Source organism: Thauera humireducens (assembly GCF_001051995.2).
Classification (GTDB): domain Bacteria; phylum Pseudomonadota; class Gammaproteobacteria; order Burkholderiales; family Rhodocyclaceae; genus Thauera; species Thauera humireducens.
In genome coordinates this window covers 1,698,716-1,721,889 of record NZ_CP014646.1, presented here as the reverse complement: position 1 = coordinate 1,721,889, position 23,174 = coordinate 1,698,716, and the positions used below count along the sequence as shown (strand labels likewise).

Annotated in this window: 18 protein-coding genes; 8 read left to right on the top strand and 10 right to left on the bottom strand. The window is 66.3% G+C overall.

All coding sequences use genetic code 11. From position 1 onward, the window contains the following. Positions 1-12 precede the first annotated feature (12 nt). From AC731_RS08165 to AC731_RS08145, 5 genes are all read left to right on the top strand, one after another. The gene (locus AC731_RS08165) at positions 13-1,647 is read left to right on the top strand and encodes a DUF1302 domain-containing protein (protein WP_048705030.1); all 1,635 of its coding nucleotides are present in this window, start codon (positions 13-15) and stop codon (positions 1,645-1,647) included. 286 nt (positions 1,648-1,933) lie between these two features. After that, positions 1,934-2,683 carry an IclR family transcriptional regulator gene (locus AC731_RS08160; protein ID WP_048705028.1) on the top strand — a complete coding sequence of 250 codons (750 nt, stop codon included), beginning with the start codon at positions 1,934-1,936 and terminating at the stop codon, positions 2,681-2,683. 80 nt (positions 2,684-2,763) lie between these two features. Next, positions 2,764-3,726, top strand: coding sequence for a formimidoylglutamase (gene hutG / locus AC731_RS08155; RefSeq protein ID WP_048705026.1), 963 nt, complete (start codon positions 2,764-2,766; stop codon positions 3,724-3,726). Between the two features lie 31 nt (positions 3,727-3,757). Next, positions 3,758-4,963 carry a sodium/glutamate symporter gene (gene gltS / locus AC731_RS08150; protein WP_048705024.1) on the top strand — a complete coding sequence of 402 codons (1,206 nt, stop codon included), beginning with the start codon at positions 3,758-3,760 and terminating at the stop codon, positions 4,961-4,963. A 63-nt stretch (positions 4,964-5,026) separates the two neighbouring features. Next, positions 5,027-5,608 carry a HutD/Ves family protein gene (locus AC731_RS08145; RefSeq protein ID WP_082794277.1) on the top strand — a complete coding sequence of 194 codons (582 nt, stop codon included), beginning with the start codon at positions 5,027-5,029 and terminating at the stop codon, positions 5,606-5,608. An 88-nt stretch (positions 5,609-5,696) separates the two neighbouring features. Here AC731_RS08145 and AC731_RS08140 read toward each other — a convergent pair whose 3' ends face one another. The 6 genes from AC731_RS08140 to AC731_RS08115 form a co-directional block, all read right to left on the bottom strand. Then, positions 5,697-7,319, bottom strand: a complete 1,623-nt coding sequence (locus AC731_RS08140; RefSeq protein ID WP_048705019.1) for an AMP-binding protein — start codon at positions 7,317-7,319, stop codon at positions 5,697-5,699. Positions 7,320-7,392: 73 nt separating this feature from the next. Continuing rightward, complete coding sequence (locus AC731_RS08135) at positions 7,393-8,565, bottom strand: CaiB/BaiF CoA transferase family protein (protein WP_048705017.1); 1,173 nt, start codon at positions 8,563-8,565, stop codon at positions 7,393-7,395. A gap of 25 nt (positions 8,566-8,590) precedes the next feature. Further along, on the bottom strand, positions 8,591-9,820 hold the full coding sequence (locus AC731_RS08130) for an acyl-CoA dehydrogenase family protein (RefSeq protein WP_048705015.1): 1,230 nt from the start codon (positions 9,818-9,820) through the stop codon (positions 8,591-8,593). A 15-nt stretch (positions 9,821-9,835) separates the two neighbouring features. Further along, positions 9,836-10,924, bottom strand: coding sequence for an acyl-CoA dehydrogenase family protein (locus AC731_RS08125; protein WP_048705013.1), 1,089 nt, complete (start codon positions 10,922-10,924; stop codon positions 9,836-9,838). 74 nt (positions 10,925-10,998) lie between these two features. Further along, positions 10,999-13,182: a 3-hydroxyacyl-CoA dehydrogenase NAD-binding domain-containing protein gene (locus AC731_RS08120; RefSeq protein ID WP_048705011.1), complete on the bottom strand. Its 2,184-nt coding sequence runs from the start codon at positions 13,180-13,182 to the stop codon at positions 10,999-11,001. Positions 13,183-13,215: 33 nt separating this feature from the next. After that, positions 13,216-14,424, bottom strand: coding sequence for an acetyl-CoA C-acetyltransferase (locus AC731_RS08115; RefSeq protein ID WP_048705009.1), 1,209 nt, complete (start codon positions 14,422-14,424; stop codon positions 13,216-13,218). A gap of 219 nt (positions 14,425-14,643) precedes the next feature. Here AC731_RS08115 and AC731_RS08110 point away from each other — a divergent pair, with 219 nt between their 5' ends. Beyond that, a complete protein-coding gene (locus tag AC731_RS08110) occupies positions 14,644-15,345 on the top strand; it encodes a TetR/AcrR family transcriptional regulator (protein WP_048705007.1) in 702 nt (233 codons plus the stop codon). A gap of 46 nt (positions 15,346-15,391) precedes the next feature. On the opposite strand, the gene AC731_RS08105 is transcribed toward AC731_RS08110, so the two are convergent. Further along, the gene (locus AC731_RS08105) at positions 15,392-16,318 is read right to left on the bottom strand and encodes a TauD/TfdA dioxygenase family protein (RefSeq protein ID WP_048705004.1); all 927 of its coding nucleotides are present in this window, start codon (positions 16,316-16,318) and stop codon (positions 15,392-15,394) included. A 29-nt stretch (positions 16,319-16,347) separates the two neighbouring features. Then, the gene (locus AC731_RS08100; protein WP_048705002.1) at positions 16,348-17,118 is read right to left on the bottom strand and encodes a class II aldolase/adducin family protein; all 771 of its coding nucleotides are present in this window, start codon (positions 17,116-17,118) and stop codon (positions 16,348-16,350) included. Positions 17,119-17,393: 275 nt separating this feature from the next. On the opposite strand from AC731_RS08100, the gene AC731_RS08095 reads away from it, so the two are divergent. Together AC731_RS08095 and AC731_RS08090 are read left to right on the top strand one after the other, a co-directional pair. Beyond that, the gene (locus AC731_RS08095) at positions 17,394-18,371 is read left to right on the top strand and encodes an NAD(P)-dependent oxidoreductase (RefSeq protein WP_048705000.1); all 978 of its coding nucleotides are present in this window, start codon (positions 17,394-17,396) and stop codon (positions 18,369-18,371) included. Between the two features lie 32 nt (positions 18,372-18,403). Beyond that, complete coding sequence (locus AC731_RS08090) at positions 18,404-19,399, top strand: AraC family transcriptional regulator (protein ID WP_169800060.1); 996 nt, start codon at positions 18,404-18,406, stop codon at positions 19,397-19,399. A 72-nt stretch (positions 19,400-19,471) separates the two neighbouring features. Here AC731_RS08090 and AC731_RS08085 read toward each other — a convergent pair whose 3' ends face one another. Then, positions 19,472-21,922, bottom strand: coding sequence for an efflux RND transporter permease subunit (locus tag AC731_RS08085; protein ID WP_048704995.1), 2,451 nt, complete (start codon positions 21,920-21,922; stop codon positions 19,472-19,474). Continuing rightward, the gene (locus AC731_RS08080; RefSeq protein WP_048704993.1) at positions 21,922-22,911 is read right to left on the bottom strand and encodes a WD40/YVTN/BNR-like repeat-containing protein; all 990 of its coding nucleotides are present in this window, start codon (positions 22,909-22,911) and stop codon (positions 21,922-21,924) included. The genes AC731_RS08085 and AC731_RS08080 overlap by 1 nt, the downstream gene beginning before the upstream one ends. Positions 22,912-23,174 lie beyond the last annotated feature (263 nt).

Here is a 23,174-nt window from a genome sequence, read left to right as displayed (position 1 = left end):
GGAGCATGCAGCATGAAACTGCACAAGAAGATGAAGCCGGTCGCGCTCGCGGTGATCGGTATGGGAATGGTCGCACCGGTGATGGCCTTCGAACCGATCGAGTTCGAGAACGGGGCGGTGCTCGAATCGCGGCTGACCACGACCTACACGTTGTCGACGCGTCTCGAGGATCAGGATCGACTTCTGGCAAACAACGCTGGCGGCAATGACGGCAACAACAACTTCGACAAGGGTTCCCTGACGTCGAACCGCGTCAGCCTGCTGCTCGACACGCATCTCAAGAAGGGGAACTCGGGCTTCATCCTGTCTGCCAGTACCTTCTACGATGACGTCTATCACGGCTCGAACGACAACGACGGCACGTCCTTCCCGAACAAGATCGGGGGGGCGGCGAATCGCTTCACCAGCGATGCGAAGCGCTATCACGGCGGCTACAGCCGTCTCCTCGACGTCTATGGCTACACCTCGTTCAATGTGGGCGAGGAAGGTCGCGCGACGGTTCGTCTGGGCAAGCATGTGGTGTCGTGGGGCGAGACCCTGTTCATCCCCGGTATCTCGGCTGCTCAGGGGCCTGCGGACGGCACCAAGGCTGGCATCCCGGGTACCGAGGTGAAGGATCAGTTGCTGCCCGAGGACCAGATTTCGGCCCTGTACGAGGTCAATGAAAGGCTGTCGCTGATGGCGCATGCGCAGTATGGCTGGCACAAGACGTTGGTGAATGCGCCGGGCTCGTTCATGAGCACGTCGGACGTGGTCGGCCCCGGGGCGGTGTGTCTGACCGCGGGACCGACGTGTGGTGTTCCGCGGGGTGATGACGAGAAGCCCGGCAAGATTGGCCAGTGGGGGGTCGGTGCCAAGTATCGCGTTACCGATGAAACCGAGGTCGGTCTGATCTATCTGAATTATCACGACCGCGCACCGATGGTGGATGTCGACTACGTGCTTTCGGATGGCGATGGCTTCGGCTTCAATCATCGCTATTTCGAAGACATCAAGATGCTGGGCGCGACGTTCAGCACCAGCTTCGGCATTGCGACCCTTGGTGGTGAAATCTCGTATCGGAAGGATGCGCCCGCGCTGGTTAACACCCGTATGGGTGGGAGCGTGATCCCGACCGCGACCACCGCCGATGTGCTCCAGACGAACATCAATACCTTCATCAACCTCGGTCGTACCTTCCTGGCGCCGCAGGCAAACTTCCTCGCGGAGATCGCCTACACCGACGTCCGTAACCCGGACGCACGCCGTATTCCTGGCGCGACTGGAGATCGCTCCAGTACCTTCGCCCCGGGATTCGGTGTTGTGCCAGTGCCAACGCTCGAGTCGGACTCGCTGAACTTCGGCAGCTACGGCCTCGCCTTCGCCTCGACGCTCAGCCTGACCTATCCGGGCATCATCGAGAACTGGGAACTGGGTGTGCCGATCAGCTACTCGCGTCAGCTCAAGGGCCGCACGCTGCAGGGCAACCTGGGCATGGGTGAGGGCGATCACCGCCTGAGCATCGGAGCGACGATGACCTATCGCCGCAACCTGCAGATCGGCCTGACCTACCTGGGCTACTTCGGCGATGCCAGCCTCGATCCGGTCGAGAACCGTCAGCTGACCGACCGCGATCAGCTTTCGATGGTGGTGAAGTACACCTTCTGATCAGCAGCAGTCGTCCTCAATGCCCGCCGGTGCGTCATGCCCGGCGGGCATTTTCGTTGACGCGGCCCGGAGGACCGATCCGACAGCCGCATCGCGTTCCGTGCGCAAAAACGGTCCGTGGGGACCTCAGGCCGAACGCCATGGCGGATTGCCGAAGACGTCCGCTTCCTGAGCTGGATGCCTGAGTATCAAAAATTTTTCTGGTTCCCATCTAGTGAGAATAGGAAGCCGTACAGTCTTTATTCTGCTGATATCGTTTTCATAACATTCTCACTGTGAGCTAACGATGGCAGAGACCAGCCTGTCCGGAATCGATCGCACGCTGCAGATCCTGCAACAGATCGCGACGTCGGAGACCCCGCTGAACGCGCGCGAAATCAGCCAGGCTCTGGCGATTCCGTTGTCCAGCGTATACCGCCATCTGGTCAGCCTGCAGCGCTGGGGACTGATCGGCGAAGCCGGAGGCGACGGGCGCCACAGTGCAGGACCGCTGAGCCTGCAGCTCGCCTTGCGCTATCAGAACGACGCCGGCCTCTCGACGCTCGCGCGCCCCCTTCTGATGCGGCTCGCCAAGCAAAGCAGGGAAACGGTGGCGCTCATGGTGGCGACGCATTTCCAGGCGATCTGCATCGACCTGATCGAGAGCCAGCAGGCCTTGCGCTGTGCGTTTGCGCCGGGCAAGGGCCAGCCGCTGGTTCGTGGCGCCTCCGCCAAGGCGTTGCTGGCGTTCATGCCCGCATCGCAACGCCAGGATGCGCTGGAGCGGAACCTCGCCACATCGGCCGAGCGCAACAGGCTCGAAGCGGAGCTGAGCGCAATTCGCACCGCAGGCTATGCCGAGAGCGATGGCGAGATCGATGCAGGCGTCTGGGGCGTCAGCGCGCCGCTGTTTGGCCGCCCGAGCCATCTCCATGGCGTCGTTACGGTGATGGCGCCATCGGCACGCGGTCGTGCCCGGCGTGACGAGATCCTTGCGATGACGATCGAGACGGCGCGCCGCATCAGCCTTCACCTGGCAGATGACGCGGCGAGCTGAACCGCAGCCGCTCCCCCTGCCTGTTCCGACTGCGCGAGCACCGATGCCCGCTCGCGCCCTATCCTGCTGAGAGGACCCTGATGTCTATCCATTCAAATGCCGTCGACCCGAACATCTGGACCGGTCGCAGCGATGCCGAGGGCGCGCTTGCCCGACGCTGGCACCAGATGATTGCACCGTGGTTGCCCGGTGCAGCGCGCGGTGTCGCCTTGCTCGGCTTTTCCTGTGACGAGGGGGTGCGCCGGAATCAGGGCCGGATCGGTGCGGCCGAAGCGCCGTCCGCATTGCGACGCGCCCTTGCCAATCTGCCCTGGCACCTCGATCGCCCCCTCTACGAGGCCGGCGACATCACGTGCAGTGATGGCGATCTGGAAGGCGCGCAGCGGCGACTCGGCGAAGCGGTGAGCGCGCTGCTCGCCGACGGGCAACTGCCGGTCGTGCTCGGCGGCGGTCACGAGGTCGCGTACGGCAGCTTCCTCGGTCTGGCGAATCAGGTGTCGGCAACATGCAAGGCAGACGCGGTACCGGTCCTGGGGATTCTCAACTTCGACGCCCATTTCGATCTCCGGGCATCGGATCAGGCCACCTCGGGTACGCCATTTGCGCAGGCCGCCACGCTATGCCAGGCGCGCGGCTGGCCCTTCCGCTACGCCTGCATGGGGGTGGCGCAAACGTCGAACACGGCAGCGCTGTACGCGCGTGCGAAGCATCTCGGGGTCGACTTCCTCGAGGACGACGTGCTCGTGCCCTGGCGCCTCGCGGAGGCGTTGAGCTGGCTCGACGCATTCCTGAATGGCATCGACCAGCTCTACCTGACCATCGACCTCGATGTACTGCCGGCCGCACAGGCGCCGGGTGTCAGCGCGCCGGCTGCACGCGGCGTGGAGCTTTCCATGCTCGAGACACTGATCGACCACGCCCGGCGGAGCGGCAAGCTGGTGCTTGCCGACATCGCCGAATACAACCCCCGGTTCGATCAGGACAACCACACCGCGTGTGCTGCAGCGCGCCTGGTACACCGCTTGATCCGGCCGATCGCATGACCCGGATTCAGGGCAACAGGAGAAAGACCACATGTACGAATTGAAGCTCGACCTGATCAGCACGACCGCCCTGGCGGTGGTGCTGCTGCTCGCAGGCCACCAGATCAAGCACCGCGTGAGGTTCTTCGAGACCTACTGCATTCCTGCACCGGTGATCGGTGGTTTCGCGATGTCGCTCATCGTGTTGATCCTGCGTGAAGCCGGGCTTGCGACGCTGCGTTTCGACACCACGCTGCAGGGCCCCTTCATGATCGCCTTCTTCACCACGGTGGGCATCGGCGGCAGCCTGGCATTGCTGCGAACCGGCGGCGCCGCGCTGCTGATCTATCTGGTGCTGTGCTGGTTCCTGGCGCTTTTCCAGAACAGCTTCGGCGCCGCCGCCGCCGCGGCCTTCGGCCTGCACCCGATTCTGGGCGTCATGGCCGGCGGTGTCTCGCTGGAGGGCGGCCACGGTGCTGCTGCGGCCTTCGGTCCCGTCGCGGAGTCGCTCGGCGTGACCGGAGCGACCTCGGTGGCGCTGGCTTCGGCGACCTTTGGCCTGATCGCCGGGGGCGTGCTGGGAGGCCCGGTCGCGAACTGGCTGATCGCACGTCACAAGCTCGACATCGTGGCCAACAAGCTCGATACGCGTTTGCCTTCGGCGCACGATCACGAAGCCGACGTCAAGCTGCACAGCCATTCGCTCATCGTGACGATGGGCCTGGTGCTGGTGTTGATGGTGCTCGGAATGTGGCTGTCATCCGCCTTCGAGAAGTCGAGCGGTTTCGTGCTGCCTGCCTACGTCGGGGCGATGTTCGCGGCGATCATCTTCCGCAACATCAACGACTACACGCGCACCATCCGGCTCAACCGGGCTGCGATCGACACGATCTCCGACATCTCGCTCGGGATCTTCCTGACGATGGCGATGATGAGCCTGAAGGTCTGGGAACTCTACGACCTCGCGCTGCCGCTCATCGGCGTTCTCGCGCTGCAGGTGCTGGCGCTGCTGCTACTGACCGTGTTCGTGGCTTTCCGCGTGCTCGGCCGCGATTACGATGCGGCGGTGATGTGTGCCGGCCTGCTCGGTCACGGCCTCGGCGCCACCCCGAACGCAGTGGCGAACATGGGCGCCATCTGCGATCGATATGGCGTGGTCTCGTACAAGGCGTTCATGATCATTCCGCTGTGCGGAGCGGTGCTCATCGACATCGTGGCGATTCCATTCCACACGTGGATCATCAACTACCTGGGCTGAGGGTGAAGCGGGGGTGGGGGACGCCGCACAAGTGCGCGGCCCCACCCCGAGAAGAAACGAATCATGAAACATCTTTCCCGGCGCGATTACCGCGCTCGTCCGTGGAAGAACGGTGGTGGCGTCACGCATGAAGTTGCGGTGTGGCCGGAGGGCGCCGGAATGGATGATTTCGCCTGGCGCGTCAGCCTGGCCGAACTCCAGGGTCCCGGACCGTTCTCGATCTATCCCGGTGTCAGCCGCAGCCTGTTGTTGCTCGAAGGCAACCCGGTCCGGCTCGAGATCGATGGCGTGACGACCTGGCTCGACCGTCAGCACCCGCCCCTGGATTTCTGCGGCACGGCAAACGTGTTCGCTCACCCGGACGGCCGAGCGCTCGATGTCGGAATCATGAGCCGCATCGGGCGCTGCCGGCACAGCTGTCGGGTCGTGCAACTAGCGGGCAAGGCGGCGCTGACGCGTAGCGCGCATACCGAAGTCTTGATGCTGGTCGAAGGCGGGCCGCTACGGATCGCAAGCAGCACTGGCGTCGTGGCGCTCGATCGGCTCGAGTCCTTGTGGCTGGAGGCGCAGGACGACACGGTCTTGCACCTTGAGGCCGCCCACCCTGCGCGCTTGCTCATTTCAGCGTTCGAGACCTCGTGTTGAGTCGCGGCGCAATGGAACGCGCAGGAAAGTCCCGTTTACAGTAAGGACGCCCGGCAGGCGGATGCGGTGCCCGCCGGGGAGCGCGGCGTCAGGCGGTGGCTGTGCTGTCCAGGGCGCGCTGGGCCACCTCCTTGGCCCAGACGTAGTTCGCCTTGCCCGCAGCCGAGCGGAACACCTCGGCGACGGTCACGACCTCCTTCGGGACCTTGTAGCCCGCCAGGTGCGCGTGGCACAGCGCCTTCAGGGCATCGACGTCGAGCGACATTCCGGGGCGTACCGACAACACCGCCGTCACCTTCTGCCCCCAGCGCGGGTCGGGCAGGCCGACGACCACGGCGTCGAGGATCTGGGGGCTCATGCGCAGGACTTCCTCCACCTCTTCCGGGAAGACCTTCTCGCCCCCGGTGTTGATGCAGTTGTTGCCGCGCCCGAAGATCACGATCGAGCCGTCGTCGGCGAGCTTGGCGGCATCGCCGGTGATTGCATAGCGCGTGCCGTCGATGGTCACGAAGGTCTCGGCGGTCTTCACCGGGTCGCGGTAGTAGCCGAGCGGCAGGTAGCCGCTGCGGGCGAGGATGCCGGATTCGCCCGGTGCGGCGATGCGCTGGCTGTCGACCACCACCTTGAGGTCGGGCCGGGCAGCGATCTTGATCATGCCGCCTTCGACCGGCTTGGCGCCCATGCCGAGCTGCCCGCCTTCTGACGAGCCGATGCCGTCGCTGAAGTACACGTTGGGGGGCAGGAAGGGCTTGAGGGCCTCCTTGATGTGGGCCGACATCACCGCGCCGCCGTTGCCGAACAGGAACAGCGCGGAGAGGTCCCAGCGTCCCGGGTGGGCCTTGAGCGCATCGAGGATGGGGAGCGCCATCGCGTCGCCGACGAGCGTGATGCCGTTGAGCTTCTCGGTCGCGGCGATGTCGAGCACGTGCTCGGCGTCGAAGTGGTGCTGGTCGTTGAGCACCACGGTGTGGCCGGCGAACAGCGACACCATGGTCGCCCAGTGGGCGGCGCCGTGCATCAGCGGTGCCACCGGCATGAAGCGCATCGGGTGACCCTTGCGGATGCGATCGGCGAGTTCCGCGGGGGCCTTGACCGGGCCGTCGGCCGGTGCGTAGAAGCCACCGCCGCCCAGGCAGCCGAAGAAGAGATCCTTGTGCGGCCACATCACGCCCTTTGGCTTGCCCGTGGTGCCGCCGGTGTAGAGCAGCGAGAGGTCGTCGTCGCTGCAGCGGATGTCCTGCAGGGCGCGGGTGTCGTCGAGCAGGGCGTTTTCGAAGGCCGTGGCGCCAGCGAGTGCGGGGGTGCCGGCGCCGGTGCGGACCTTCACCTTCAGCCCCGGGGCCGCGTCGAGCACCTCCGCCACCGCCGGCTCGAGCTCGGCGCTGTAGAACAGGGCCTTGAGGCCGGTGTTGTCGTAGATGTAGCGCAGCTCGTCGGCGACGTAGCGGTAGTTGATGTTGGCCGGCACGGCGCGCACGCGGCAGGCGGCGAGGAAGGCCTCGAGGTATTCCGGCGAGTTGTACATCTGCAGGCCGACGACGTCGCCCTGGCCGATGCCCTGGGCGTGCAGCCAGGCGGCGAGGTGGTCGATGCGCTCGGCCATCTGGCGGTAGGTGCGGCGGGTGTTGCCGATGACCAGCGCGTCGCGCTCGGGAACGGTCTCGGCGGTGATCGCGAACAGGTCTGCGAGGCTGAAGGTGCGTGGGTTCATGATGTCTCCGTCGTGTGGTTGTCGTGTGTTCGTCCCGGTCGGCGGCGGTGCGCCCGGGACGGCTGCGGCATGTTCAGATCGCACCGGCGGTCTTGAGCGCAGCGATGGCCTCATCGCCGTGGCCGAGCTCGCGCAGCACCGCCTCGTTGTGTTCGCCGGCCGCGGGTGCCGGCCGGTCGAGGCTGAAAGCGTAGTCGCTCATCTTCACCGGGAAGGCGAAGTAGGGCGCACTGCCGCCATCGGGGAGCGGGGTGTCCACCGTCATGCCGCGCGCGCGGGTCAGCGGGTGGGCAAGCACCTCGTCGATGCGCAGTACCGGGCTCACGCAGGCATCCACGCCAGCCAGCGCCGCGGTCCATTCCGCCAGGCTGCGTGCCTTGATGATCTCCGCGACCTGGGCCTTGACCGCGGCGCCGGCCTTGCCTGCCGCCCAGCCGCTCTTGCTCAGCTCGGGGCAACCGGCGGCCGTGCAGAAGGCCTGCCAGAACTTGGGCTCCAGCGCTCCGACCGCCAGATGGCGGCCATCCGCGGTCTCGTAGGTGCCGTAGCAGGGCAGTCCGCCCGACAAGGTGTCGTGGCCGGCCGGCACCGGCTGCTTCCAGCTGTGCAGGCTGGCGAGCGGCTGGACGTTGAGCGCCATGGCGCAGTCGGTCATCGACACGTCGATGAAGCGCCCCTGGCCGCTGCGTTGCGCATCGAACAGCGCGGCCAGGATCGCCATTGCCGCCGATAGCGCGCCGCCGGCCAGATCGGCGATCGGGAAGTTGCCCGGATGCGGCTTGCCACCCGGCGCCGCGCTCTGTTCGAGGATGCCGGCGTAGCTCTGGTAGTTGATGTCGTGGCCGCCGAGTTCAGCAAGCGGGCCGTCCTGGCCGTAGCCGCTGATCGCGCAATACACCAGCTTCGGGTTGATCGCCTTGAGGTCGTCAAAACCGATGCCGAGCCGGCTCATCACGCCGGGACGGAAACCCTCGACCACGATGTCGGCGTCCTTCGCCAGCGCAAGGATGAGCTCGCGCGCACCGTTCGCGCGCAGGTTGATCGCCAGCGAGCGCTTGTTGCGGTTCACCGCCAGGAAGAAGTGCGAGATCGGTGTGCGTGCCGGGCCGCGCCCGGCCTCGCCGCCTGGGGGTTCGATCTTGATCACGTCGGCGCCCATGTCGGCCAGGTGCAGGGTGCACATCGGCCCGGGCAGGAGCTGGGTGAAGTCGAGCACTTTCACGCCGCTCAGGGGTTTGCTTGCCATTGTCCTGTCTCCTCCTCGTGGCGCTTCAGCCGTGTTCCAGTTCGCGGAACGGGACCTTGCGGTCGGTGCGGATCTCGCCGGGCAGGCCGAGCACGCGTTCGGCGATCACGTTCTTCAGGATCTCGTCGGTGCCGCCGGCGATCCGTGCGCCGGGCGCGCCCAGCCACAGCCGCTGCATGTAGCGCCAGTCTCCGCCCAGCGCCTCATAGCCGATGAGACCTTCGGGGCCGGCCAGTTCGAGGGCGAAGGCCGCGATGTCCTGCATCGCCTTGGCGGCCACCAGCTTGGTGATCGACATCTCGGGGCCGGGCGCCTTGCCTTTGGAGATCGCGGTCAGGCCGCGGGCGATGACGAGCTCGACCCCCTTCTGCTGCAGATAGGCGTCGGCAATGCGGGCACGGACGCGATCGTCCTCGATTGCCGGGCGCGCGTCCCACGCACACTTCCGTGCCAGCGCAATGAGGTGCGCGTGCAGGTCGGTGGGCAGGTTGCCGCCCACCGACAGGCGCTCCTGCATCAGCGTGCTGAGCATCACCTTCCAGCCGCCGCACTCGGGGCCGAGGCGGTAGGCGTCGGGGATGCGCACGTCGGTGAAGAAGACCTCGTTGAACTCCGAGTCGCCCGACATCTGGTGGATGGGGCGGACCTCGACGCCGGGGGCCTTCATGTCGACGATGAACATCGTCAGGCCTTCCTGCTTGGGCTTGTCCCAGTCGGTACGGGTGAGCAGGATGCCGTAGTCGCAGAAGTGCGCGCCCGAGGTCCACACCTTCTGGCCATTGACGACCCACTCGTCGCCCTCGCGCACCGCGCGCGTGCGCACGCCGCCGGTGTCCGACCCGGCGCCCGGCTCCGAAAAGAGCTGGCACCAGATCTCCTCGCCGGCCAGGCCGGGGCGCAGGAAGCGCGCCTTGAGCTCGGGCGCTGCCCAGGTCATCACCGTGGGCAGGCCCATGCCGATGCTGATCTCGAAGATCATGCCCGGCACGACGAAGGCGGCTTCTTCCTGCTGGTAGATCACCTGTTGCATCGCGGTGCCGCCACGACCGCCAGCCGCCTTCGGCCAGGTGATCGCGGCATAGCCGGCTGCGGCCTTCTTGGCTTGCCAGGCCTTGGCGGCGGCGAGCCGCGCGGCCTCGTCCAGGCCTTCACCGAAGACCTCGTCGGGGCGGCTGCGTTTCTGGCCGTTGGCTTCCAGCCAGGCGCGTACTTCGGCGCGGAAGGCGGCTTCTTCGGGGGTGTCTCTGAAGTCCATGTGGGCGTGTTCCGCTTACGCGGCCTCCTTGATGAGTTCGTCCGCCAGGCGTGCGCGCCAGGCGTGTTCGCTGCCGATGAGCTGCCCGAGATGGCGGGCGCGGCGGTAGTGGAGGTGGCAGTCCATCTCCCAGGTGAAGCCGATGCCGCCGTGCAGCTCGATGCCTTCCTCGGCGGCGACCACGTAGGCGCGGGTGGCGGACACGCGCGCGGCGGCGGCGGCCTTGGGCAGTTCGGGCGCATCGGAGGACAGCGCCCAGGCGCCGTAGTAGGCGTGCACCCGGGCCAGCTCGATCGCGGTGTAGATCTCGGCCATCTTGTGCTTGAGGGCCTGGAAGCTGCCGATCTGGCGGCCGAAGGCCTTGCGTTCGAGCGAGTAGTCGCGCGTCGCCTCCAGGATGCGGGCGGCACCGCCCACCTGCTCGAAGGCGAGCAGCACGGCGGCGCCGTCGAGCACGCGGGCAGCCACGGTGGCAGCCTCGGCGGCCGGCAGGCGCTCGGCAGGCGTGTGATCGAAGTGGAGCGCGGTGAGCGGGCGGGTGGGGTCGAGCGTGGGCACGGGCGTGCGGCTCACGCCGGCGCCGGCGAGGTCGACCAGCACCAGCTCGTCGGCCACCCGCAGCACCGCCAGCCCGGCGATGCCGCCGTCGACCAGCGCCGGGCTGGTGCCGGTGAGGGTCGCGCCCTCGAAGGCGAGCGGAGCAGGGGCGCGATAGCGCTCGCGGCTGCCCAGCGCGGCGGTTGCGACCAGCTCGCCACCGGCGATCTTCGGCAGCCAGTGCTGCTTCTGCGCCTCGCTGCCGGCGCGCAGGATGGCCTCGGCCGCCAGGTAGAAGCTGGACGAGAGGGGGACCGCGACGAGGTGGCGGCCAGCTTCTTCGGCAACCAGGCACAGTTCCAGGTAGCCCAGTCCGGCACCGCCGTACTGTTCCGGGATGGCGGCGGCGGCCGCACCCATCTCGATCAGGTTGCGCCAGACGGCTTCGGAATGGCTCGCCCGACCCTCGAGAACCTCGCGCACCGCCTGCGAGGTGCTGGTGTCGGCAAGCATGGTGCGCACTGCGTCCTGCAGCAGGCGCTGATCGTCGGAAAAATCGAAGTTCACGCTTTACTCCTTGGCAAGCCGCCGCCGGCTCCCTGGAGAGGCGGCGGCGGATGCGGGTTTCGTGGGGGGGGCGGTCAGCGCACGGCGGCCGGCGGGGTGACCCGGTTCGTGCCGTAGAAGCGCTGCCCGCGGGCCGCCATGTCGCGCAGCAGCTGCGGTGCGGCGTACTGCTCGCCGTAGCGCGCGGCCAGGCGGTCGCACTCGGCCACCACCTTGTCGAGCCCGATCGTGTCCATCATCGAGAACGGGCCGCCGAGGTAGGCCGGGAAGCCGACGCCGAGGATGGAGCCCACGTCGCCGTCGGCGGGGTCGATCACCACGCCCTCGGCCATCGCCTTGGCGGCATCGACGAGCTGGGCGTAGAGCATGCGCGCCTTCACCTCCTCGACGCTGGGCTGCTCGGCGAGCGGCGGGAACAGTTCGGCGAGGCCGGACCACAGCTTCTTGCTGCCGTCCGCGGCGTACTCGAAGAAACCCTTGCCGTTCTTGCGGCCGTGGCGGCCGAGTTCGCCGACGAGCTTTTCCACCAGCTTGAAGGTAGGTGTCGGCTTGAAGGCCTCGCCCTCGTCCTTCTTGCGCTGCTGGCTGGCGTGGTAGGCGGTGTCGAGGCCGATCTCGTCGGAGACGGTGAGCGGCCCGACCGGGATGCCGGCCATCTTCGCAGCGTTCTCGATCAGCGCCGGATTCACGCCTTCGGTGACCATGGCCAGGCTCTCGTTGATGTAGGCGCCGATGAAGCGGCTGGTGAAGAAGCCCGGACCATCGTTGACCACGATCGGCGTCTTCTTCATCGCCTGCACCAGGTCGAGCGCGCGCGCCAGCGTCTCGGGCGAGGTCTTGCGGCCGCGGATGATCTCGACCAGCGGCATGCGCTCGACCGGCGAGAAGAAGTGCATGCCGATGAAGTTCTCGGGGTGGGCACCGGCTTCGGCGAGCTCGCTGATCGGCAGCGCCGAGGTGTTGGAGGCGATCACTGCATGCGCCGGCAGCACCGCGTCGAGCTTGCGTGTGATCTCGGCCTTGATGCCGCGGTCCTCGAAAACCGCCTCCACCACCAGCTCGACGTCGGCCAGGCCGGCGTACTCGGTGGTGGGGTGGATGCGGGCGAGGATGGCATCGGCCTTGTCCTGCGTCATGCGGCCCTTGGCGATGTCCTTTTCCAGGCGCTTGACGGAATAGGCCTTGCCCTTGTCGGCGGCGGCCTGGTCGCGGTCGATGAGCACCGTCTCGATGCCGAGCTTGGCGCAGTGGTAGGCGATGCCCGCGCCCATCAGGCCGGCACCGACCACGCCGATCTTGCGGAAGGTCGTCTTCGGCACGCCCTCGGGGCGGTGCATCAGCTTGTCCGCCTTGCCCTTGTTGATGAACAAGGTGCGGATCATGTTGCGCGATACGGGGTCGAGCTGGAGCAGGGTGAAGTACTTGGCCTCGACCGCCAGCGCCTTGTCCATCGGCAGCTGGGGGCCTTCGTACAGGCAGGACAGGATGGCCTTGGGGGCGGGCAGGTTGTGGAAGGTCTTGGCCTGCAGCATGGCGTTGCTGACCACCAGCATCTGCGCCACGGCCGGCGAGGAGGGGCCGGCCCCGCCGGGCATCTTGTAGCCCTTCTTGTCCCAGGGCTGTACCGGGTCGCCTTGCTCGACGAGCCAGCGCTTCGCCTCGGCGAGCAGTTCGGCGGCAGGGACGATCTTGTGAATCAGGCCCATCTTCAGCGCCTTCTCGGCCGACAGCGCCTGGCCTTCCATCACCACCGGCATCGCCGCCTGGATGCCGATGAGGCGCGGCACGCGCTGGGTACCGCCGCCGCCGGGCAGCAGGCCAACCTGCACTTCCGGCAGGCCGAGCTGGATGCCCCGGGCGTCCGACACCACGCGGTAATGGCAGGCGAGCGCGATCTCGGTGCCGCCGCCCAGTGCGGTGCCGTTGATCGCGCAGGCAACCGGCTTGCCGCAGGTCTCCATGCGGCGCAGCAGCTTCGACAGCGAGGCGTTCATCTCGAGGCGCCGGGCGAGGGGCACATCGTCGGCCCGGTCCAGGCTGGCTTCCATCTCCTTGAGGTCGGCACCGGCGGCGAACACCGCCTTGCCCGAGGTGAAGATGGCGCCCTTGATGGCGTCGTCGGTGGCGAGGCGCTCGATCGCGGCCTCGATCTCGGCCATGAACTTCATGTCCATGGTGTTCATCGCGCTGTCGGTGCGATCGAAGAGCAGGGTGGCGATGCCGTCGGCGTCCACCGTGATGTGGATGACTTCAGTCATGTCGGTCGATTCCTTGATGTGGTCCGGTGGCGCTCAGACGAGCTCGATGATGGTGGCGGTGCCCATGCCGGCGGCCTCGCACAGCGTGACCAGGCCGGTGCCGACCTGGCGGCGCTCCATCTCGTCGAGCAGGGTGCCGAGGATCATGGCGCCGGTGGCGCCCAGCGGGTGGCCCATGGCGATGGCGCCGCCATTGACGTTGATGCGGTCGTGGGGGACCTTGAGGCGCTCCATCAGGCACAGCACGACCGAGGAGAAGGCCTCGTTCAGCTCCCACAGGCCGATGTCGGAGGCGGTCATGCCGGCCTTGTTCAGTGCCTTCTGCGCGGCGTAGCTCGGGGCATCGAGCATCAGCGTGGGCTCGGAGCCGACGGTGGCGACCGAGCGGATGCGCGCACGCGGCTTGAGGCCGGCGCGGGCGCCCGCTTCGGCATTGCCCACCAGCACGGCGGCGGCGCCATCGACGATGCCCGAGCTGTTGCCGGCGTGGTGCATGTGGGCGATGGCTTCGAGCTGCGGGTACTTGAGCAGCGCGACGCCGTCGAAGCCGTACTGGGTGCCCATCTCGAGGAAGGAGGGTTTGAGCGCGGCGAGCGATTCCAGCGTGGTCTCGGGGCGGATCGCCTCGTCCTTCGCCAGCACCGGCAGGCCGAGCACGTCCTTGACCGCCACCACCGAGCGGTCGAACCAGCCATTGGCCCAGGCCTGGGCGGCACGGCGCTGGCTCTCCACCGCATAGGCGTCGCACTGTTCGCGGGTGAAGCCATGCAGGGTGGCGAGCAGGTCGGCGCTTACGCCCTGCATGGTGAAGACCATCTTGAACGCGACCTGCGGGTCGAGCGCCATGGCGCCGCCGTCGCTGCCCATCGGCACGCGCGACATGCTCTCCACGCCGCCGCCGATCGCCATGTCGACCTGGCCCGAGCCCACCTTGGCGGCGGCGAAGTTCACCGCTTCCAGGCCCGAGCCGCAGTAGCGGTTGAGCTGCATGCCGGGCACGCCGTGGTCGAATCCGGCCACCAGCGCGGCGACGCGGGCGATGTTTCCGCCCTGTTCGCCGACCGGCACCACGCAGCCGAGGAGCACGTCCTCGATCAGCCGGCTGTCGAGCTGGTTGCGGTCGCGCACGGCCTGCAGCACCTGTGCGGCGAGCTGGACCGGGGTGATTTCGGCGAGCGCGCCATCGGCCTTGCCCTTGCCGCGCGGGGTGCGCACGTGGTCGTAGATGAAGACGTCGGTCATGACTATCCCTTTTGTTTCGGTTCAGGTGTCGGGGACTCGCGCCGTACCCCGATGCGCTGCCAGATCCGTCCGAGGCGGGCGACAGGCATGGGCGACGTGCGAACGAGTTGTCGATGCAATCCTATGGCAAGGGCCGGTCCTGCCTTAAAATCCGAGCACGAACTCGAACGGTGCATTCGATTTGATCACAAGTGATTGTTTAAAAAGTGGATTGATGCGATGCAAAAAACCGAACAAAAGAAGGGCCAGCGGGGCCCCGCGCTCAGGCATGTGCCAGTGCAGGCGCGCGCGAGTTTCACCCTCGAGGCAATCATCGATGCGGCGAGCGAGATCCTGAAGTCGCAGGGCGTCGATGCGGTGACGACGCGCAAGGTTGCGGCGCGGGCGGGGGTGTCGGTGGGGGCGGTGTATCAGTACTTCCCCGACAAGGAGGCGATCCTGATGCAGATCAGCAAGCGGATCATGGACGAAGAGTCGATCGAGGCTTCGCCGGAGCTGTTCCGCCTCAATCGCCAGTCCCTCGACGAGCTGCTGCAGGGCCTGTTCCAGCGCACCGTGCGCACCGAGATGCGCCTGCTCGGGCTGGGCAAGGACTTTTACCGGCGTTACGCCCGCCAGATGCAGTTCGGCCGTGCCCAGGGGCTCGGGCGCGGCGAGGTCAGCTCGGAGCAGCTCGTGACGAACATGGAGCACCTGCTGCGGATGCATGCCGGGGAGGTTGGCGAGCCGGACGGCGAGCTGGCGGCGTTCATGCTGGTGCGCGGCATGCGCATGCTGCTTGCAACCCTGGTCGAGGAGCGCCCCGAACTGCTCGGGTCGCCTTCGCTGGTGCCGATGCTGGTGCGCATCTCGCGCGCGATGACCGATACCAGGCCTGAGGAGGGTGCGGGGCAGGACGGCGGGCCTGCCGCCAGCCCCTGATGCTCCAGCGCCCGTGCCGGATGGCGTCCCGCGCGCTGGCGCCTGTTCACGCTCCGGTGAGTGCGCGTCCCAACTGGTACTTCCCCTCAATGGTGGTGCGGTTGATGACGCGGCGCACGCCGGGCTTGGTACCCGTCGCACAGTGCATCGCCCGCCAGTTGTCCCAGAGCACCATGTCTCCCTGACGCCACTGGTGGTAGTAGAGGAACTCCGGTTTCTTGGTGTGGGCCACCAGCCGTTCCAGCAGTTCGATTGCTTCGTCATTGGAGATGCCGAAGCGTTGCGGCGTGATGACGCGATCCAGGAATTGCTCGACGATGTTCAGGACCTTGCGGCCACTGACTGGATGGGTGAGCACCGCGGGGTACACCGCGTCCGGGAAGTCGGGGAACTTCATGTCCGAAGGTTTCCGTGGGCTGAACGGGCCCGGCTCGTAGCCCTCGAGGTCCACGAAGCGCATGTGACGGCGCTGCATGCTGAAGCTGTAGGCAACCTCGAGCTTGGCAAGCAGGGCCTTCGTGTCCTCGTCCAGCGCATCGTAGGCTTTGGCCAGGTCGCCGAATCCCGTCAGGCCGTCTTCCTTGGCAACCTCGACGGCCGTCAGCACGGCTCCGTGATTCGGACAGCCGGTGTAATGCAGATCGATATGCCAGTCGAGACGGCCGACGATCGTCTCTCCCTTGTAGCTCGCGGTGACGTACTTGTCCTTGTCGCTGTTGTTGATGAGCTCGAACAGCTCGGGGTGCTTTTCCGAACGCGTCGCCTTGAGCGGATGCAGGGCCAGCGTGCCAAAGATGCGGCTGAACCGGATCTGGCTGTCGGGCGTGATGTCCTGGTCACGAAACAGCAGGATGCCGTGTTCGTACCACAGGGACTTGAGTTCTTCCTGGAGTTCGGGGCTGAAAGGCTCATTGATGTCGAAGCCGGAAACTTCGACGCCAACGTTCGCGAGGGGTCTCGTAGTCAGTGCCATGGTGTCACCTGTGCGGGGTTCGTGGGCTGTCATTCCAGGATGGACGGGTCGTCGCGCAGCTCGCGGCGGGCCATGGCTTCCCAACAGAACGGGAAACCGTTTGCATCGGTGATGCTCAGCCGTTCGACAACCTCGTCAGGCAGGGCGGGCGCACCGCCGGCCAGCTTGACCTCATAGGCGCGCTTGCAGCGCCACTCGAGCGTGATGACCCTGAGATGCGCCTGCCTCAGATCCTTGCCCACGACCAATGCGCCGTGGTTTGCGAGCAGCGCCCATTTCGCATTGCCCAGTGCCACGGCGGCCGACCGGCTCAGGTCGTTCTTCTCGAACGTGCCCTCGTATTCGTTGTACAGCGGCAGATCCACGCCGCAGTAGGCGCCAGCCTGGTCATGCACCGGGGGGACCTGCTGCAGGTTCGCCCATATGCCGCTCCAGTGCGCATGGTTGTGGATGACCACGTTGATCTCGGGGCGCAACTTGTGGAGCTGCAGGTGCAGGCCGATGGCCGGCGTGATGTTCCACTGGCTGTCGAGCACCTTGCCGTCTTCGTCGATCGTCACGATGTCGCTGGCGCGCAGCTCGTCCCAGGCGAGCTCCCAGGGATTCGTGAGCACGGAGCCGTCGGGCTGACGCACCGTGATGTGTCCGGCGATGTGTTCGTTCCAGCCCTCGCGACTGAGCATGCGACACATCAGCGTAACCTGTGCCTTCGGGCTCAAGGGAGGAAGCAGTGGGCGCTCGCCCGGGTTGACTGCGAATTTCTCGAATAACTGGCGGTTGATGCCATCGGTTTTCAGCATGCGGACTCTCCTTGTTGGGCTTTGCAGCCGCGTTCAATGTTAAGGAGGCCGTGTCTGACGGGTTTGGCCAAAGCGGACGAGAAACTGTCCGAAGCGGCCATGATGGAGTGACGTGGCTATACTTTCGCCAGGCTGCGAATGGCACCAGACCTGTCGAGCGGGGGGCGGCCGGTACGACTGCGCAGTAACGTGGGCGATGGTGATGCAGTCGCTGCATGGCCGTTATGGACAGGTATTGGCCCGCTGTGTCCTGTTGCCCGGACGGGACTCGCCACATGATCCTCGTTCCCGTGCCCACCGCGGCCACTCAAGAGTTCATGATCATGCGACTAGCGTTGAATTTCGATGCACCGGGTATCGTCCAGTTGCTGCAGGAGAATGCTCCGGAGCTGGATATCGTTCATTCCAGCGCACCGCCTGCAGCCTTGCAGGAGGTCGAGGTTCTGCTCACCCCGGCCGCAGGCGCCTCGAATTTGTCCGGGCTGCTCTCGGCATGTCCCCGCCTCAAGTGGATCCACATCCTGGGTACGGGCGTCGATGATTTTCCGCTCGAGCTCGTGGGTGATCAGCGCGTCACCTGTTCGCGTGGGGCGACGGCCTCACCCATTGCCGAATGGGTGATGGCGATGATCCTGTGCTTTGAAAAGAAGCTGCCCGACAGCTGGATCGCTGAGCCGCCGCAGAGCTGGTATGTGGCGAACCTGGGCGGTCTCGAGGGCAAGACGCTGGGGCTGCTCGGGTTTGGCGCCATCGGACAGGCTATTGCACGTCGTGCGCTGGCGTTCGACATGCGCGTCCTCGCCAAGGTGCGCCAGCATCGCGAAAGCCCGCTGGATGGGGTGGAGTTCATCGAAAGCCTCGAACATCTCCTTCCACAGGTCGATCATCTCGTGCTTGCGCTGCCTGCCACGGCGGAGAGCAGGGGCCTGATCGGCAAGGCTCAGCTGCTTCAGACCAAGCCTGGCGTTCATCTGGTCAACGTGGCGAGAGCGGCCCTCCTTGACCAGGCGGCGCTGCGGCCACTCCTCGACAGCGGGCACGTTGCCGCCGCATCGCTCGATGTGGTCGAGCCCGAGCCATTGCCCGCTGGCCACTGGCTGTACGGGCATCCGCGCGTGCGCCTGAGTCCGCACATTTCATGGAGCTCGGTCGGCATCGTGAGCCGGATGCTGGGGGTCTTCCTCAGGAACGTCAGGGCCTATCGGCAGGGCATGCCCCTGGAGGGCCTCGTGAATCGCAGCGCCGGGTATTAGGCCTGTTCGCACGGGAGGCGGTCATGATATCGATGAGTTATCTGGCATGGATCTGCGAGTTCATGAAGTCCTACGGGGTCGGCAGGCAGCGACTTCTGCTCGGCACGGGTCTCGAGGACAGTGATCCGGCCGATCTCGCCGGCGAAATGACCGAGGCGCAGCATCTGCTGCTCATTCGCAATGCCATGCAGCTCAGCGGCGACCCCGGCCTCGGATTGGCGATGGGCTTCAATCGCCATATCTCCACCTTGCAGAGCTACGGGTTCGCCATCATGTGCTGCGAGACCTACGGCGAGGCAATCCGGGTTGGCTGTGAATACCAGGGAATGCTCGGTCGCTTCAGCGGGCGCTTCGTCCAGCTGTCCATGCGCCAGGAAGGCGGTGAGGCGGTCATGGACATCGAGATTCGGCCCGGCTTGGGCGAGATGACGATCTTTGCCGTCGAAGAGATGTTGGGGAGTATCGTCGCGAGCACCCGCTGGGTGACGGGCAGGGCGCTTCCGCTTCGAGAGATCCGCTGCGCCTATCCGCTACCGGCGTACCAGGAGGCCTACGCGAAGTATTTCTCCTGCCCGGTCCGCTTCAATGCGCCACACACTCAGGTGCGTTTTGACGCTGCGTTCCTGCATACGCGCCTCCCCATGGCCAATGCCAGCGCCGCGCGTGTTCACCTCGAGCATTGCAAGCGGCGGGCAGGCGAGGCCGACAGCATCCAGGATGGTCTGGTCGCCAGGGTCCGCACCCAGATCGTGGGCGCAGTGGTGACAGGTCTTGGCCTGGAGGAATGTGCGAACAGCCTGGCGATCAGTCCGAGGACCTTGCGGCGCAAACTGCAACAGCGGGGGCTCACGTATCAGGCGCTGGTGAATGAGGTGCGCCTGGGGCTCGCCTGCAGCTATCTCGAGAAGACGGATCTGCCCGTGGAAGTGATTGCGGAGCGCGTCGGGTTCAAGGAGCCGACGAGCTTCTCCCGCGCCTTCAGACGCAGTTTTGACTGTTCGCCGCGCAGCTTCAGGCAGAACAGGTAAGCCGGGCAGAGGTGGACATGAAAAGGGCGCCGACGGCATCGTCGGCGCCCTTTCCTGCGTGCGGGGACAGGCTCAGGAACGCTGGGGCTGAACGGCCGCCGCGGGTTTGGCGTTGCGCATCATGCCCGTGTGCGGGGCACTCCCGCCCTGCGCCGCGCGCTTCTGCGCGTCAGCCGGCTTTTCCCGTCCGACGCCCAGCCAGCACGCCAGCGCCGGCAGCAGGAAGATGGCGCCGAGCACGTTCACCAGGAACATGAAGGCGAGCAGGATACCCATGTCGGCCTGGAACTTCAGCGCCGAGAACGCCCAGGTGCCGACGCCGATGGACATCGTCACCGCGGTGAACACCGCTGCGGTGCCGCGCTGGCGCATCGCCTCGTAGAAGGCTTCGCGCAGGCCGTAGCCGTGCTCGGCCATCTCGTGCTGCATGCGCTCGTAGATGTAGATGCCGTAGTCGACACCCACGCCCACGCCCAGCGCGATGACCGGCAGCGTCGCCACCTTGAGGCCGATGCCGAGCAGTGCCATCAGTGCGTTGCACATGATCGTCACCAGCATCAGCGGCACGATCACGCAGATCACCGCACGCCAGGAGCGGAAGGTGAGCCAGCACAGCAGCGAGATCGACGCGAAGATCGAGGCCAGCATCTGCACCTCGGCCTTCTCGACCGCCTCGTTGGTGGCGATGGCGACGCCCGCGTTGCCGCCCGCCAGGCGGAAGGTGGCGTTGGCGGTCTTGTCCTCGGCGATGAACTTCTGCACTTCATCTACCACGTGCTTGAGCGTCGGGCCCTGGTGGTCGGTCAGGTAGATGGCGATGTGGATCGTCTTGCAGCCGTGCGAGTTGAGGCCGTTCTCCGGGTTGGCGGCACGGCCGCCGGTGCGCAGGGCAGCTTCGCTGCGCTGCAGGGCCGCCCAGCGCGGATTGGCCTCGTTGTTGCCGGCGGCGTACAGCTTGGCCATGCCCGCGACCGAGCTGACCGACTGCACGCCATCGACGCCGCGCATGCGGAAGTCGAAGCGCTCCACCGCATTCATCACCTCCCAGTTCAGGCAGGCCTCGTCCAGGTTGCGGGTCTCGACATACACCGACAGCACGTCCATGCCGATGGAGTAGTTACTGATGATCCGGTCGTTGTCCTTGTTGTAACGCGAGTCGGCGCGCAGTTCGGGGACGCCGCTGCCGATGTCGCCGGTCTGGAGCTGGCGCGAGTAGTAGGTGGCGGCGGCCAGCAGGACGAGCATCACGGCGAAGGTGACGAGCGCCGGGCGGGGCTCGGACAGGGCCGATACCTTCCACCAGGTCGGGTGCTTGCTCTTGTTCTCCACCGGCTGATCCAGCGCCATGCGCTCGAGGTGCAGGTGCGAGAGGATGATGGGCATGAACATCTTGTTGGTCATGATCATCAGCGCGACGCCCAGGCAGGCGGTGAGGCCCAGTTCGTGCACGATCGGGATGTCGATCACCATGATGACCAGGAAGCCCAGCGCGTTGGCGAGCAGCGCCATGATGCCCGGGATGGCGAGCTTGCGGAACGCGCCTTCCGCGGCCTCCATCGCGGTCTCGCCGGAGAGCACGTCCTGCTTCCAGGCGTTGGTCATCTGCACCGCATGCGACACGCCGATCGAGAAAATCAGGAAGGGCACCAGGACGGACATCGGGTCGATGCCGTAGCCGATCAGCGGCAGGATGCCCAGCAGCCAGATCACCGGCAGCAGGGCCACGGCGATGGCCAGCACGGTGAGCTTCAGCGAGCGCGAGTACAGCCACAGCAGCAGCGAGGTGATGACGAAGGCGACGACGAAGAACATCACCACGGTGAACAGGCCTTCCATGACGTCGCCCATCACCTTGGCGAAGCCGACGATCTGGATGTCGATGTTGTCCTTGGCGAACTCGGCGCGGATGGCTTCGAGCCGGCTCGCGACTTCGGCGTAATCCAGCTTCTCGCCGGTCTCGGGGCTGACTTCGAGCAGGTCGGCCTGGACCAGTGCGGACTTCAGGTCATTCGCCACCAGGCGGCCGACCACGCCCGACTTCCCGACGTTCTCGCGGACCTGGTTGAGGCCCTCCTTGGTGGTCTCGAAGCGGGCGGGAATCACGACGTCGCCGTTGAAGCCTTCCTCGGTCACCTCGATGTAGCGCACGTTGGGGGTGAAGATCGAGCGCACGCTGGCGCGATTGACGCCGGGCGTGAAGAAGACCTCGTCGTTCACCTTGCGCAGCACGGGCAGGAACTCGGCGTTATAGATGTCGCCTTCGCCCTTCCATTCGACGCTGACGAGGATGCGGTTGGCGCCCGAGAACGTGCCGGAATGCTCGAGGAACGCCGCCATGTACTCGTGCTTGAGCGGGATCAGCTTGTTGAAGCCGGGGTCGAGGCGGGTGTTCAGCGCGGAATAGCCCAGGCCGAGCGTGAGCAGGAGGAAGAACAGGCCAAGCGGCTTGCGCCACTTGATCAGCATGCGGGCCATGACGGCGACGAGGGCGTCCGTCCGGGTGATGGTGTGGGCGGCGTTCATCAGGCAGCTCCGTCGTTCGGGGTCGGGGTGGCGGAAGCGGGGGGGCGGACCTGCAGGCCGCCGTCGCTGGACAGCAGCCAGCGGCCATCGGTGGCGACGACGACGTCGGTGAGGCTGGCACGGCCCTCGCGGCGCACGATGTCCAGTTTCGTTCCGCCATCCTTGCTCGACAGCACGATGCCGCCCTGGCCGACGAGCAACAGTTCGCCGTCCGGCAGCACGGCATGGCCGTAGATGGAGATCGGTGCGGGAACCTGGGCCTGTTGCCAGGATGCACCCCCGTCGGCACTGAAGAAGACGTTGCCGCGCATGCCGTAGGTCACCCAACGCTTGCCGCCGAGGTGGGCGGCACCGTAGAGCGAGCCGTTGTAGAACGGCTCGATGAGCTGCCAGTTCTGGCCGCCGTCGGAGGAGGACAGCGCGGTGCCGGCTTCGCCGACGATCATCCATTGCTGGCCATCGGCGGACGACGCAATGTCGTTCAGGTGCCAGTCGGTGAGCTCGGGCAGGCTGTCGGCCTGCCAGGTCCGGCCGTCGTCGGTCGAGCGCAGCACGCGCCCGAAGGCGCCCACCGCGAGCCAGTCGCCGGAGGGCAGCTGGCGGGCGGACATCATGGGCTCGCCATTGTCGGTGTCGAAATGCGCCTCCTGCCAGGTGAGCCCGCCGTCCTCGGTGCGCAGGATCCAGCCCTCGTGGCCGAGCGCCAGGCCGCGGGTGGCATCGGCAAAGATGATGCGGGTGATCAGCGCCTGGCGGTCCTGGGAGATGGTGGCCTTCTGCCAGTGCTGGCCTTCGTCGGACGACACCAGGATCGCGCCGAGTTCACCGGCCATGACGATGCCGGCCTTGCTGCGCTCGATGGTGGTGAGCTGCATTCGATCAACGGGAATGCGCGTCTCCTGCAGCGGCGGCACTTGCCTGGGTGAAAACGAATAGATGCTGGCCGCTGTGACAATCAATGCCATGGCCATGCCTACGGGGGCGAGCATGGGGCGTCTCCTTTGTTATTCCGGATGCCGTCCGCCAGGGTGGGCGGCAGGGTGCGATCATTATTGGCGCATGGCGTCCGCGGGCATCGTCCAAAAGGGTTACGGTCCGGCCCGTTCCGGCAATGCGGAGCAGGCCGGGGCCGCGCCGCCCCGATTCCCGGCACACGCCTGTATTCGAAGGGAAAGAGTCTTTATCGGTCAGCCATTTACGTTAGTCCGTTCAGACGATGATGGCCGGTGGGGCGGTGTGGAACATTTCGTCC

What these genes read in the sequence shown, in the direction of transcription:
- AC731_RS08165 (WP_048705030.1), top strand. Translation starts at nt 13, where the DNA reads ATGAAACTGCACAAGAAGATGAAGCCGGTCGCGCTCGCGGTGATCGGT.
- AC731_RS08160 (WP_048705028.1), top strand. Translation starts at nt 1,934, where the DNA reads ATGGCAGAGACCAGCCTGTCCGGAATCGATCGCACGCTGCAGATCCTG.
- hutG (WP_048705026.1), top strand. Translation starts at nt 2,764, where the DNA reads ATGTCTATCCATTCAAATGCCGTCGACCCGAACATCTGGACCGGTCGC.
- gltS (WP_048705024.1), top strand. Translation starts at nt 3,758, where the DNA reads ATGTACGAATTGAAGCTCGACCTGATCAGCACGACCGCCCTGGCGGTG.
- AC731_RS08145 (WP_082794277.1), top strand. Translation starts at nt 5,027, where the DNA reads ATGAAACATCTTTCCCGGCGCGATTACCGCGCTCGTCCGTGGAAGAAC.
- AC731_RS08140 (WP_048705019.1), bottom strand. Translation starts at nt 7,319, where the DNA reads ATGAACCCACGCACCTTCAGCCTCGCAGACCTGTTCGCGATCACCGCC.
- AC731_RS08135 (WP_048705017.1), bottom strand. Translation starts at nt 8,565, where the DNA reads ATGGCAAGCAAACCCCTGAGCGGCGTGAAAGTGCTCGACTTCACCCAG.
- AC731_RS08130 (WP_048705015.1), bottom strand. Translation starts at nt 9,820, where the DNA reads ATGGACTTCAGAGACACCCCCGAAGAAGCCGCCTTCCGCGCCGAAGTA.
- AC731_RS08120 (WP_048705011.1), bottom strand. Translation starts at nt 13,182, where the DNA reads ATGACTGAAGTCATCCACATCACGGTGGACGCCGACGGCATCGCCACC.
- AC731_RS08115 (WP_048705009.1), bottom strand. Translation starts at nt 14,424, where the DNA reads ATGACCGACGTCTTCATCTACGACCACGTGCGCACCCCGCGCGGCAAG.
- AC731_RS08110 (WP_048705007.1), top strand. Translation starts at nt 14,644, where the DNA reads ATGCAAAAAACCGAACAAAAGAAGGGCCAGCGGGGCCCCGCGCTCAGG.
- AC731_RS08105 (WP_048705004.1), bottom strand. Translation starts at nt 16,318, where the DNA reads ATGGCACTGACTACGAGACCCCTCGCGAACGTTGGCGTCGAAGTTTCC.
- AC731_RS08100 (WP_048705002.1), bottom strand. Translation starts at nt 17,118, where the DNA reads ATGCTGAAAACCGATGGCATCAACCGCCAGTTATTCGAGAAATTCGCA.
- AC731_RS08095 (WP_048705000.1), top strand. Translation starts at nt 17,394, where the DNA reads ATGATCCTCGTTCCCGTGCCCACCGCGGCCACTCAAGAGTTCATGATC.
- AC731_RS08090 (WP_169800060.1), top strand. Translation starts at nt 18,404, where the DNA reads ATGAGTTATCTGGCATGGATCTGCGAGTTCATGAAGTCCTACGGGGTC.
- AC731_RS08085 (WP_048704995.1), bottom strand. Translation starts at nt 21,922, where the DNA reads ATGAACGCCGCCCACACCATCACCCGGACGGACGCCCTCGTCGCCGTC.
- AC731_RS08080 (WP_048704993.1), bottom strand. Translation starts at nt 22,911, where the DNA reads ATGCTCGCCCCCGTAGGCATGGCCATGGCATTGATTGTCACAGCGGCC.